The 12,755-nt window shown below is 33.0% G+C and carries 12 protein-coding genes; 9 read left to right on the top strand and 3 right to left on the bottom strand.

Annotation, left to right across the window (positions count from 1 at the left end):
- The first annotated feature begins 69 nt into the window (after positions 1 to 69).
- The 8 genes from H6578_08335 (at position 70) to H6578_08300 (ending at position 9,243) form a co-directional block, all read left to right on the top strand.
- Entirely contained in the window at positions 70 to 360 is a 291-nt protein-coding gene (locus tag H6578_08335; protein ID MCB9227156.1) for a co-chaperone GroES, read from the top strand.
- Positions 361 to 402: 42 nt separating this feature from the next.
- The gene (groL, locus tag H6578_08330) at positions 403 to 2,040 is read left to right on the top strand and encodes a chaperonin GroEL (protein ID MCB9227155.1); all 1,638 of its coding nucleotides are present in this window, start codon (positions 403 to 405) and stop codon (positions 2,038 to 2,040) included.
- Between the two features lie 215 nt (positions 2,041 to 2,255).
- Complete coding sequence (locus H6578_08325) at positions 2,256 to 4,112, top strand: DUF1800 family protein (GenBank protein MCB9227154.1); 1,857 nt, start codon at positions 2,256 to 2,258, stop codon at positions 4,110 to 4,112.
- A gap of 5 nt (positions 4,113 to 4,117) precedes the next feature.
- Positions 4,118 to 5,536, top strand: coding sequence for a DUF1501 domain-containing protein (locus H6578_08320; protein ID MCB9227153.1), 1,419 nt, complete (start codon positions 4,118 to 4,120; stop codon positions 5,534 to 5,536).
- 12 nt (positions 5,537 to 5,548) lie between these two features.
- Positions 5,549 to 6,262, top strand: a complete 714-nt coding sequence (locus H6578_08315) for a discoidin domain-containing protein (GenBank protein MCB9227152.1) — start codon at positions 5,549 to 5,551, stop codon at positions 6,260 to 6,262.
- 78 nt (positions 6,263 to 6,340) lie between these two features.
- Positions 6,341 to 7,741, top strand: coding sequence for a hypothetical protein (locus tag H6578_08310; GenBank protein MCB9227151.1), 1,401 nt, complete (start codon positions 6,341 to 6,343; stop codon positions 7,739 to 7,741).
- 62 nt (positions 7,742 to 7,803) lie between these two features.
- On the top strand, positions 7,804 to 8,757 hold the full coding sequence (locus H6578_08305) for a hypothetical protein (protein ID MCB9227150.1): 954 nt from the start codon (positions 7,804 to 7,806) through the stop codon (positions 8,755 to 8,757).
- A gap of 6 nt (positions 8,758 to 8,763) precedes the next feature.
- Complete coding sequence (locus H6578_08300; protein MCB9227149.1) at positions 8,764 to 9,243, top strand: T9SS type A sorting domain-containing protein; 480 nt, start codon at positions 8,764 to 8,766, stop codon at positions 9,241 to 9,243.
- Positions 9,244 to 9,299: 56 nt separating this feature from the next.
- On the opposite strand, the gene H6578_08295 is transcribed toward H6578_08300, so the two are convergent.
- The gene (locus H6578_08295; GenBank protein ID MCB9227148.1) at positions 9,300 to 10,127 is read right to left on the bottom strand and encodes a hypothetical protein; all 828 of its coding nucleotides are present in this window, start codon (positions 10,125 to 10,127) and stop codon (positions 9,300 to 9,302) included.
- An 85-nt stretch (positions 10,128 to 10,212) separates the two neighbouring features.
- Complete coding sequence (locus H6578_08290) at positions 10,213 to 11,295, bottom strand: M42 family metallopeptidase (protein MCB9227147.1); 1,083 nt, start codon at positions 11,293 to 11,295, stop codon at positions 10,213 to 10,215.
- Between the two features lie 109 nt (positions 11,296 to 11,404).
- On the opposite strand from H6578_08290, the gene H6578_08285 reads away from it, so the two are divergent.
- Positions 11,405 to 11,710 (top strand): hypothetical protein, encoded by a 306-nt coding sequence (locus tag H6578_08285; GenBank protein MCB9227146.1) that lies wholly within the window; start codon positions 11,405 to 11,407, stop codon positions 11,708 to 11,710.
- Positions 11,711 to 11,716: 6 nt separating this feature from the next.
- Here the strand turns inward: H6578_08285 and bioB are convergent, their stop codons facing one another.
- Positions 11,717 to 12,676, bottom strand: a complete 960-nt coding sequence (bioB, locus tag H6578_08280; GenBank protein ID MCB9227145.1) for a biotin synthase BioB — start codon at positions 12,674 to 12,676, stop codon at positions 11,717 to 11,719.
- Positions 12,677 to 12,755 lie beyond the last annotated feature (79 nt).

Genomic DNA, 12,755 nt, shown 5'->3' with positions numbered 1-12,755 from the left:
AAAAGTAATGGCATAAAACTTGACTAAGCCATATTGTATTATAAAAACAAAAAAATAAAATTATACAATATGAGCAAACTAAAAATTCAACCTATAGCAGGTACTAACAATAGAGTAGTGGTAGAGCCTGTAGCCGCAGAGGCAAAAACAGCCAGCGGAATTATTATTCCGGATTCTGCAAAAGAAAAACCACAAAAAGGAAAAGTAGTTTCAGTAAGTGAAGAAGACGAAAAAATGATGAAACCAAAAGTTAAAACTGGCGATATAGTTTTATACGGAAAATATTCTGGTACTGAAATTTCTGTAGAAGGGAAAGATTATTTAATAATGAGAGAATCTGATATTTTAGCAATAGTATAATTTAAGATTCACATTTTAACAAACTCAAAATAAACATAAAAAATGGCAAAAAGTATAACATTTAATACACAAGCTAGAAATGGCTTAAAAAGCGGTGTTGACCAATTGGCTAACGCTGTAAAAGTAACCTTAGGACCAAAAGGAAGAAACGTAGTAATAGACAAAAAATTTGGTTCGCCAGCTATAACTAAAGATGGTGTTTCTGTAGCTAAAGAAATAGAATTAGAAGACCCAATAGAAAATATGGGTGCTCAAATGGTAAAAGAAGTAGCCTCTAAAACTAATGATTTAGCAGGAGACGGAACTACCACAGCTACTGTTTTAGCTCAAGCAATTATTGCTCCGGGCTTAAAATCATTGGCGGCAGGTGCTAATCCTATTGATATAAAAAGAGGTATGGATAAAGCTGTAGAAACAGTAGTAGAAAGCATTAGAAAACAAAGCGAGCAAGTAGGAAACAACAACGAAAAGATTAAGCAAGTTGCTACAATTTCTGCTAATAATGACGAAGCTATTGGTACATTAATAGCAGAAGCCATGGCTAAAGTGGGCAATGAAGGCGTTATAACCGTAGAAGAAGCTAAAGGAACGGAAACTTACGTAGAAACTGTAGAAGGTATGCAGTTTGATAGAGGTTATTTATCTCCATATTTTGTTACAGATACTGAAAAAATGGAAACAGAAATGGATAACCCTTACATCTTAATTTACGATAAGAAAATATCCACAATGAAAGATTTATTGCCTACACTTGAAAAAGTGGCTCAGGCAGGTCGTTCGTTGTTAATTATAGCTGAAGATTTAGAAGGCGAAGCTTTAACTACTTTAGTAGTAAATAAATTGAGAGGAACTATAAAAGTGGCAGCAGTTAAAGCTCCGGGCTTTGGTGATAGAAGAAAAGCAATGTTAGAAGATATTGCAATATTAACAGGCGGTGCAGTTATTTCTGAAGAAACAGGAAGAACTTTAGAAGATGTAGATGTTACAGACCTTGGTACTTGTGCAAATGTAACAATAGATAAAGACAATACTACCATAGTTAACGGTGCCGGTAAAAAAGATAACATTAAAGCGAGAGTAGGACAAATAAAATCGCAAATAGAAACTACAACTTCTGATTACGATAGAGAAAAACTGCAAGAGCGTTTAGCTAAATTAGCTGGTGGGGTAGCTGTACTTTATGTAGGTGCACCTAGCGAAATAGAAATGAAAGAAAAGAAAGACAGAGTTGACGATGCATTGCACGCTACAAGAGCCGCTGTAGAAGAAGGAATAGTGCCTGGTGGAGGTGTAGCATACATTAGAGCCTTAGAAAGTTTAGAAAAACTAAAAGGAGATAATGAAGATCAAAATGTAGGAATAAAAATTATAGGTCAGGCTATTCAAGAGCCATTGCGTACTATAGCTCAAAACTGCGGTGTAGAAGGTAGCGTAGTGGTAAATAAAGTAATGGAAGGCAAAAAGGACTTTGGTTACAATGCTCGTGAAGATAAGTATGAAAACTTAAAAAAAGCAGGAATAATTGACCCTACAAAAGTAACCCGTGTAGCTTTAGAAAATGCAGCATCTGTGGCAAGTATGTTATTAACTACAGAGTGTGTAGTTACAGATATTCCTGAAGAAAATCCTGCTCCGGCTATGCCGGGTGGTATGGGTGGTGGTATGCCGGGCATGATGTAATACATAGACTGTTTAGGCAGATAGATTAGTAGATGGTCAGAAAATAGACTTTATCTATAAATAATAAGAAAAGGGAGCAATTTTGCTCCCTTTTCTTATTTGATTTTTGACTATTTTTTTAGTGTTGTAATTATTTTTGAATAAATAATGTATTTTTATAGAACAGTCATAATTTATTTTATTAAATTTGATACCTACAAACCAAGTTTATGCTTATGAAACAAGTATTACTCTCCTCGTTTTTTATTACGGCTACCCTTTTTATCCATGCTCAAATTTATGACGATTACGTTGGGGCTGGGCATACACAAGGTGTTACCGTTACTTCCAGCTCTTCCAGTTTTAGCACAGATGATAATAGTACTATCAATGGCAATGGATTAGATGTAGGTGTTAATGGTGCGGCAAGATTTTTAAATTATGCATCCTTAGGCGTAGATTACGAAACCATTAAATTGGTTAGCGACACAGGAATAAGTACTTGGGTAGATATTCAAGTAAATAGACCGCCACAAGTTAGCTTTACCGATACCACTTGGGCTATATGGGAAAATTTTAGTGCTCAGTATATCAATAAATTTGGACAAGCAGCCGTAGAAGATCCTACCAATTTAGTTATCCCGGCTTGGTTTTATTGGAAAATGGCATGGTGGAATAACATATTAAAAGCAGACGACCATATTAGACAAAGAACAGCCCAAGCATTAAGTCAAATATTTGTAGTATCAGAAAAATCTGAACTGCAAGCCAGTGGCCCGGGGTTGGCAAATTTTTATGATGTTTTATACAATAATGCTTTAGGCAATTATAGAGATTTATTGTTTGATGTAACTATGCATCCTGCTATGGGATTTTATCTTACTCATATCAATAATCCTAAATCAGACCCTGCTAATAATATTCATCCCGATGAAAATTATGCCCGAGAAGTAATGCAGCTTTTTACTATTGGTTTATACGAATTAAATATAGACGGCTCTCATCAATTAGATAGTGCCGGAAATGCTATTCCTACTTATAATAATAACGATATAAAAGAGTTTGCCAAAATATTTACGGGCTTGGGACCACAAAATTACTACTGGCCGTGGCAAGATTATAGCGGTTATCCCGTTACTTGGGGTATAGCTTTTAATGATGTGCCTTCTACAGTTACCATGTGGAAACCCATGAAAGCATTTGAAGCGTGGCACGAGCCAGGTGCCAAATATTTGTTAAACGGCACAGTAGTTCCTGCCGGACAAAGCACTATGCAAGATATAAATGCAGCCGTAGATAACTTATTTAATCACCCTAATGTAGGGCCTTTTATAGGCAAACAACTCATACAAAGATTAGTAAAATCTAACCCTACACCGGCTTATATAGCCAGAGTTGCAGCTGTTTTTAACGATAATGGGCAGGGAGAACGCGGAGATATGAAAGCTGTTATTAAAGCCATTATAACAGATGAAGAAGCTATAGACTGCTCTTGGATAAATGATGCTTATGGAGGTAAATTAAGAGAGCCATTATTAAAATACACACAGGCATTAAGAGCCTTTAATGTTTATAATCAATCGGGGAAAATGTGGAACTGGGGATATTTATTTGACGAAGCGGTAAGCCAAGGCGTTTTAACTTCTCCAAGTGTCTTTAATTTTTATTTACCAAGTTTCAGTCCTAACGGGCCTATTTCCGATGCTGATTTAGTAGCTCCCGAATTTCAAATACACACTTCCGCCACGTCTATTAATTATATAAATTTAGCTTATGTTTGGTTTGTTAATAGTTTTTATGGCGAAATATCTACACATGCAGATGATAATATAATAGGAAGACCAAGCTATGATATTAATACCTTAGATCCTGCCGATTATTTTTATTTAGATTTAGCAGATGAATTAGCTATAGCCAGCAATGCCGAAGAATTAGTAGATAGAATAGATTTAATTTTAACAGGAGGACTTTTTTCTGACGATACAAAAGCAAGTATTGTACAAGCCGTTAACTCAGTTAACAATCCTGATGAGAAAGTTAAAGCTGCTTTATTTTTAGCATTTATTTCACCAGATTATAACATTTTAAAATAGCAACAATGGGAAAAAATCAACATAAAAAAGGAATAAGCCGCAGAAAGTTTTTAGGAACGGCATCTTGTGCAGCTATTGGGACAACTACCGTATTAAACACATTTTTTAATTTAGGAATGATAAACTCTTTAGCAGCTATGAGTCCTACTCCTAAACCTAAAAGCAACTATAAAGCATTAATATGTTTGCTTTTATCGGGAGGAAATGACAGTTTTAATATGCTGGTGCCAAGAAACGGCAGTTTTTATAACAATTACGCCACCACAAGGTCTAATTTGGCCTTGGCTCAAGGCGATTTATTACCTTTAAATTTTACCGATAGCAATGGAAAACAGTTTGGCGTACATCCTGCAATGCCCGAAGTACAAAACTTATTTAACAATGGCAAATTAGCCTTTGTATCTAATGTGGGTACGCTTGTAGAACCTACTACAAAAAGTCAATATATTAACGGTGGCGTTAGGCTTCCTTTAGGTTTACTCTCTCACTCCGACCAAATACAGCACTGGCAAACTTCAATACCACAATACAGAACAAACAAAGGCTGGGGCGGTAGAATAGCCGATATTTTGCAGGCAGGAAGTGGCAACCCAAATTTATCTATGAGCATATCTCTTTCAGGCACTAATACTTTCCAAGTAGGGAATTCTACTGCCGAGTACAATATAAGGTCATCAGCAGGAGGAAGCGTAGGCGTTACTTTTGCTGGAGGCTCTCCTATGCTCAATCAAGCTTTGCTAACAGGAGCTGAAAGTTTGTTGGAATACCAATATCAAGATATTTATAAGAAAACCTATGCTCAAAAAATTGTAGATGCCAGAGATAATCACGTACTGTTTCAAAATGCTTTAAGCGGAGCTGCATCTTTAAGTACTAATTTTTCGTCTTCACGTTTATCGCAAGATATGGAATTAATAGCTAAAACTATTTCTGTAAGAAATGCTTTAGGCGTAACCCAACAAACATTTTTTGTAAACTATGGTGGCTGGGATCATCATGATGAAATATTAGACAATCAAATGGAAATGCTGGGAGTAGTTAGCAAAGCTATTGGAGAGTTAAACAGTGCTTTGGTAGAATTAGGTGTAGATGGAGATGTTACTTTATTTACCATCTCCGATTTTGCACGTACCTTAACCTCTAATGGAAATGGAACAGACCATGCCTGGGGAGGAAATGCTATAGTAATGGGAGGAAGCGTAAACGGTGGGGCTGTTTATGGCAACTATCCTTCTTTAATAATAGGTAGCAATGATGATGTAGGAGGAGCTATTATGTTGCCTTCTTTATCTACAGACGAATATTTTGCCGAATTAGCACAATGGTTTGGCGTAAGTGCCGGAGATATAGCTTATGTATTGCCCAATATTACCAATTTTTACAACCCGCTTAGTGGTGTTCCGCCAATAGGTTTTATGAGTTAAAATTAAAATGACATGAAAAAAATATTAATCATATTCAGCCTTATTATTTCAGTAGTTTTTGCTCAAAACTGCGATGAAGACACCCATTCGGTAAACATAACGGATAGCTGGCTTTCGTGCGATGTAGCTACAAACCCAAACACAGCAAGAGGAAACACGCATTGGGTAATGTACGATTTAGGTTATATGTACCAACTTAAAGAAACCACATTTTGGAACTTTAACCAAAGTGGGCAAACCAATAACGGCATGAAAAATATAGTAATTGATTATTCAAATGACGGAATTACTTGGCAAGAGGCTGCTACATTTCAACTAAGCGAAGCCAATGGAACAAGTAACTACACAGGCGAAGATGGACCAAACCTTTCGGGAATAGAGGCAAGATATATATTAATAACCGCTTTAGACACTTGGGGTGGCACTTGTGCCGGCTTATCGGAAGCAAAATTTAATGTAGATAAAAACACAAACATTTATGAAATAACGGAAGACGATACTTATTTAACCGTTTCGCCTAACCCGGCAAGCCAAAGTATAAAAATATCTACCGATTTTGATTATAATGAATTGGTAATTATTAGCTCTACGGGTACAGAAATTTTAAGAACAAAACCTACACAATATGTGGATGTAAGCTATTTGCCTAATGGTGTTTATTTTTTAAAATTGATAAATAAAAGCAACCAAACTAAAACTGTAAGTTTTGTAAAAAAACCTAAATAAATATTTTAAACCTTGCTCCAAAACTCTAAAACAATACTTCTTATTAATACTTTGAATAAAAAAAGTATTAATGCACTTTTGAGTGATAAGAATATTATAGATAGTCAAAAATTATTATTGAACTGTTGCTTAAAACTCATAAAAAGTAAAAGTCTTGAAAAAGAAGAATTATTTGAATTATTCTATAAAGAAAAATACAGCCCCGAGAAGGATTTTTTGATTAGAAACGATCTCAGAAAACTAAATGAAACTTTAGAAAGTTTTATAGCTCTTGAATATGCAAAAGTAGAAATAGAAAAAGATTACTACACTAAAAAAAGACTGCTATGCTTGCATTTATTTAAAACAAAAGAATACGATTTATTAGAAAAAGAACTCAATGCCGTTTTTATTAAAATTGATGAAAATGAAGATTATCAAAACTATTTTCAGTTTATCAATATTTGGTATTTATATAAAAATCAACAGTTAAAATACAATCTAAATTATTTAGACGAAATACTAAATTTTATAGCCGATAATTTTTACAAATGGGAACTTGAAGTAGCCGGAAAAACAAAATTAATAGAACTATACAATGCTTATTTAGAACGGGTAAAAAGCCAATTAACGGGAAAATTGGATTATGATAGGGAAGTAGAGAAAATAGATTTAACAAAATCGGCAAGTAAAACTAATTATCTAAGTTATTTGAGTTTAAAAGAAAAAAGCTACAAATCATTTGGAAAAGAAAAAATTGAACTACTTAAAAAGGCAATAAAAACATTAAAAAAGATAAAGAACAATACTGTAAATCAAAATGCCGAACATTTTTTTATCACTCAAATGCTCGGTGTTGAATACATGATACATAAAGATTATGAAAATGCTCAAAAACATTTAAAAGAAAGTATTTCTATAAAAAAAGATGTAAACGACTCGCTTTATCTTAGAGGGGTGTTTAACTATATAAGTGCAGAAATATTTTTAAAAAACTACAATATAGCTATTCAGCAATACTTAAAAAATAAAAAAAATATAGACGCATCTGAATTGAAAGAAAACTTTATTTGCACTATAAGTATATGTGGCGTTTTAGATAATCAAATAAATTTTACTGAAAGCATACATACCGTTATCCCAAGCAAATTAAACATTAAACTGCACTTATACTCTCGGTTTACAGAAAGTATATTGCACTTTTTAAGAGATGAACTTGATTTATGCCTTAATGAACTTAAAAATTGTACCCAAGTTATTAATTATCATAAACTAAAAGAAGTAACTAAAATAGATAAAGATTTTATTAAGTATTTCAAACAATTTTTGAACACACAACATATAAATTTAAGCAAAAAAGAAGAAAAAGAGCAACTTCAAAATCTATACAAAAACATTCACAAGTACATTTCGGCAGATAGCACTAAAATTCAATCCAATAGTAGTTTACATCTAATATGGCTTGAAAAAACTATTGAGAATAAGCTATCACAAACCTAAAATTTTCAATTAACACTCACACGCATTGTCTTTTATCTTTGTATAAACAAAATTAAAAACCTATGAAAAAGACAATTTTTACCTTATTAATAACATGTATTACTATTTTGAGTTTTGCTCAAAGTGGTATAAACTACCAAGCTGTTGTAAGAGATGCTGGTGGAGATATTTTGCAAAACTCAAATATAAGTGTTGAGTTTAATGTAATTGAAGGTTCTACAGCCGGACCTACAGTTTATACGGAAACACACAGTGCTACTACTAATAATTTTGGAAACATGGTAGCTATTATTGGACAGGGAACGCCAACATTAGGCACGTTTAACGGAATAGATTGGGCTAATGGCGACCATTTTTTAAACGTAGTAATAGACGGCACCGATATGGGAACTACTCAGTTTATGAGTGTACCATACGCTCTATTTACAGAAAAAGCTAACCAAGCTACTATGATAAATGAAGATAATATTAAAGTTAATAGCACAGGCACTGGAGAGGTAATAGTAGGAGGAGGATTATCTAATGCAAGAAAATTAACAGTTAATGATACAAAACATAATTCAGAAACTGTTGATTTTGTAGTAGATACCTTACTATATAGTGGAGATATATTAAACCTTCAAGTAGGTAATTATTCAAATGATAGTGCACAATTTATAGAAGCTAACAAAGGTTTTGTAACTAAATTTAGAGTAGATGTTAGTGGCAAAGTAAGTAGAGATGCCACTGGATTAGCTAAGGATTTGCTGCCTATTGCTTATGGAAATGTGAGTAGTGCAGGAGGATTAAATACAGGTTCTAGTAATTTAAGTATTACAAAAACATCAACTGGAAGATATAGTATTACTATTCTTGGAGAAAGTTTTTACTTCACGGATTATATAGTTGTGGCAACCCCAATAAACGGAAGAACAATAAAAACTGGCTCTTCCGGAGGAAGTTTATTGATATACACGTATGATTCTAGTGGAAATCTTGTTGATGGAGGATTTAGTTTTGTAGTTTATAAACCTTAAAAAATTATGAAAAATATATTTATTATACTTTTCTTGTGTATTTTTAGCGTTGTGCTTAATGCACAAGAAGTAAGCAAACAAGTAGTAGCATCTACAGGCAATGATGCCGATGCAGGAAACTACCAAATTTCTCAAACCGTAGGTGAAGCAATGGTAACCACCCATACCCAAGGCAACTATATTTTATGTCAAGGGTTTCAGCAAAAAGACGGTGCTACGGAAGTATCTATTAAGGAGTTAAACAATTTTAAATTTAGCTACTATCCTAATCCATTTAAAGACGATTTGAATATCAACTTTGAAGAAAATTTAGATGAAGTGTATTTTGAAGTATATTCTCAAACAGGGCAATTAGTTTTTGAAAAAGAATATAAAAACAAACAGAATGTAAAACTAAATTTAAAAGATTTATCTACCGGAATTTACTTTGTTCAATTTAATGTACAAAACGAAAATATAAGATTCCAAATAATGAAATTAGATTAAACTAACCATTTATGTCTATAAGAAAAAGCAAGTAAGTATATATTTACTTGCTTTTTTTATGCGTATAATAGATATACTAAAGGGCATACGAAAACCAACACTCCGTCTAATATAAAAGTATATGCATATTCCTTACTATCCTTATTTAATTTTAAAATAAAAGCAGACACTATCAATAAAAAAGGTAGTAGAAACAGCAGTTTAATATCTATCAAAATAAAAAATGATAAAGCCAATGCTATGTGTACAACAGATAAAATTTTTAAATTTTGAGCACCTAATCTATTCAATAGCGTTCTTTTATCATATATGCTTCCAGTATCTGCTTCTTCATCTCTTATTTCAAAAGGGATAGTTAGCCCTGCTATAAGAAAATATACAGCTAAAAATGCAAACCATGTTTTAGCCGTATAATCTGTAAGGTGCAAGGTAGAATAAACTATTAACAAAGCCCAATCTATTGCAACAATCGGAACTTTTAAGGCTGAATATTTTCGTAAATTATATTTATCTATACCAAAATAAATAACAGCTAAAAATGAAGATAGTAAATAAGTGCCTTGTTGCCAAAATGTAAGATGATAAAAACAGTATAGAAATGATATAAAAGCTAACCCAAGTAGAACAAATACCATGTATTTATATTTTCTTAGCCAATTAAAAAAAATACTGTCATTACTTTCAAACCTTACTCCGTTTAGTTTTAATAAATTATAGGCTATAAAAGTTGCTGTAAATAAAGTAATAGCACCATAATAATCTACGGGCAAATTAAATATTATATGCAAACTTAAAAATAAACTTAAAGCACCTAAGCTTATCCATGTATTAGAAAAAATAATGGCATCAACCAGTTGTTTTAAAATACGCTTAATTGATGCCATATTAATTTATTTATAGTATTGGAATTGAGTGAAACAAAGAATCTAAACCTTCTTTCCTTTATTCCATTTTAATTAACTCTTGTTTTTAATCTAAATACTTAAAGTTAAAATCCGGAGTTAAAGCTAACAAAGTGTTGTAAATTAACTTAGCTGCATTTTCCATATCGCTTAGTTCTACCATTTCTACAGTAGTGTGCATATATCTTAAAGGAAAAGAAATTAATGCACTTGGCACACCTCCATTAGAAAAAGCAAAAGCATCGGTGTCTGTACCTGTAGCTCTTGAAGCGGCATCTCTTTGAAAAGGTATTTTATTTTTTTCGGCAGTATCAATTATTAAGTTTAATAATTTATTGTGCACCGCAGGACCATAAGTTAAAATAGGACCATCACCACATTTAAAATCGCCTTCTACTTTTTTATCTATCATAGGTGTGTTGGTGTCATGAGCTACATCGGTAACTATGGCTACATTAGGTTTAATACTTTGCGTTATCATTTCTGCACCTCTCAGCCCAACTTCTTCCTGTACTGAATTTACTATATACAGTCCAAAAGGCAATTTTTCCTTTCCTTCTTTCAGCATTTTAGCCACCAATGCTATTACTACGCCTCCGGCTCTATTATCTAAAGCTCTGCCCACGGCATATTTATTGTTTAAAACCGTAAATTCATCTTGGTAAGTAATAACACTCCCAACATGTATTCCCATATCTAAAACTTCTTTTTTGCTTTTAGCTCCACAGTCTAAAAAAATAGATTCTACTTTAATTTCTGGTTTACTTTTATCGGGTCTTGTATGTATAGCCGGCCAACCAAATACTGCCGGCACAAAACCGTTTTTAGTATGAATATTAACTCTTTTTGAAGGAGCTATCATGTGGTCGGAGCCACCATTTCTTTTTACATAAATAAAACCATCTTCGGTAATATAACTAACATACCAACTAATTTCATCGGCATGGGCTTCTATAACTACTTTAAATTCTGCTTTTGGGTTTATTATCCCATAAACAGTTCCATAGTTATCTACTTTGTGCGTATCTACATAAGGCTTAATAAAATCTAACCACAATTTTTGCCCATTCCATTCATAGCCCGTTGGCGAAGCATTATTAATATATTTTTCAAAAAAGTCCAGTTCTTTTTTTCCTATTACTTTACTCATTATTTTGATTTTTTTTGAGGTGCAAATATACGGCATTAATTGTACTTCTTAATTTTTCAATTTTGAATTAAATAAAATAAACCACTATATTTGGCAAAAATTAACACTAATGAAAAAAATTATTCTCGTTCCATTCTTTATGTTTTTTGTTTTACTTTCAATAGCACAAACTGCTGCCGATAATAGTGCGGCTGAAACGGTTATAAAAATGTATCAAGACTGTAAATGTAAAGAAATAGTGGTGATAGGAGATGATTTTGACAAACCTTACGACAGCAAATGGCTCAATTTTATAAGAGCAGAAGATGGCTTTTTAGTTTTTCAAAAAGAAGATTTAATACACCGATGGAATGTAAGTAATATACTGTTTATAGAGCAAGAGAAATTTGTGATGAAAATTTTTATTAAGAAGTAATAGATATTATATCTCCACCTCTTTCATTGCAGGTCTTGGTTTTAAGCCTAGTAAATTAAACATATAGTTGTCTGTCCCTATTTCGGGATTTGGAGTGGTTAATAATTTATTTCCGGCAAAAATTGAATTTGCACCTGCCATAAAACATAAAGCTTGCTGCTCTGTAGTCATTTTCTCTCTTCCTGCGGAAATTCGTACCACAGATTTTGGCATTATAATACGTGCCGTGGCCACCATTCTTAGCATTTCCCAAACGCTAACTAATTTATTGCCCTCCAATGGTGTACCTTTTATGGGTACAAGACAATTTACAGGAACAGACTCCGGTTGTGTAGGTAAATTGCACAAAGTATGCAACATTCCTATTCTATCCTCGTCTGTTTCTCCTAAGCCTATAATTCCTCCGCTACATATTTTTAAGCCGGAACCTGCTACATGGCTCAAAGTATCTAATCTATCTTGATAAGTTCTTGTGGTTATTACTTTATCATAATATTCATCAGAGGTATCTACATTATGATTGTAGGCGTTTAACCCTGCATCTTTAAGCTTAGTAGCCTGCTCTGGATTTAACATACCTAAAGTACAGCATACTTCCAATCCTTCTTGTTTTACAGCTTTTACCATTTCTAAAACAGTATCAAAATCTTTATTATCTCTCACTTTTGTTCCCATACTGCTTATGCAAAAACGCGTTGTTCCATTAGCCTTAGCTTCTTTTGCTTTTTCACGCACAGCATCTACTTCCATCATTTTGCTGGCTTTTACATCAGTAACATATTTAGATGATTGAGAACAATAAGAACAATCTTCCGGGCATCCGCCTGTTTTTACAGAAAGTAAAGTATTTACTACAATTTCGCCTACTTCAAAATTTTCTTTATAAACTTCATTAGCTTCGTACATTAATTGTAGCAAAGGTTTGTGGTAAATGTCGCTTATTTGTTGTTTACTATATCTCTCCATTTGTTTAGTTTGAAGCTCCAAAGATAAGAATTGTATTAGCTTTTGAAAGATAATTGGAAACGGATAATAGCGAATTATA

Source organism: Chitinophagales bacterium (assembly GCA_020635995.1).
Taxonomy (GTDB): Bacteria; Bacteroidota; Bacteroidia; order Chitinophagales; family UBA8649; genus JAFMKE01.
This window is presented reverse-complemented; position numbering and strand designations above follow the sequence as displayed.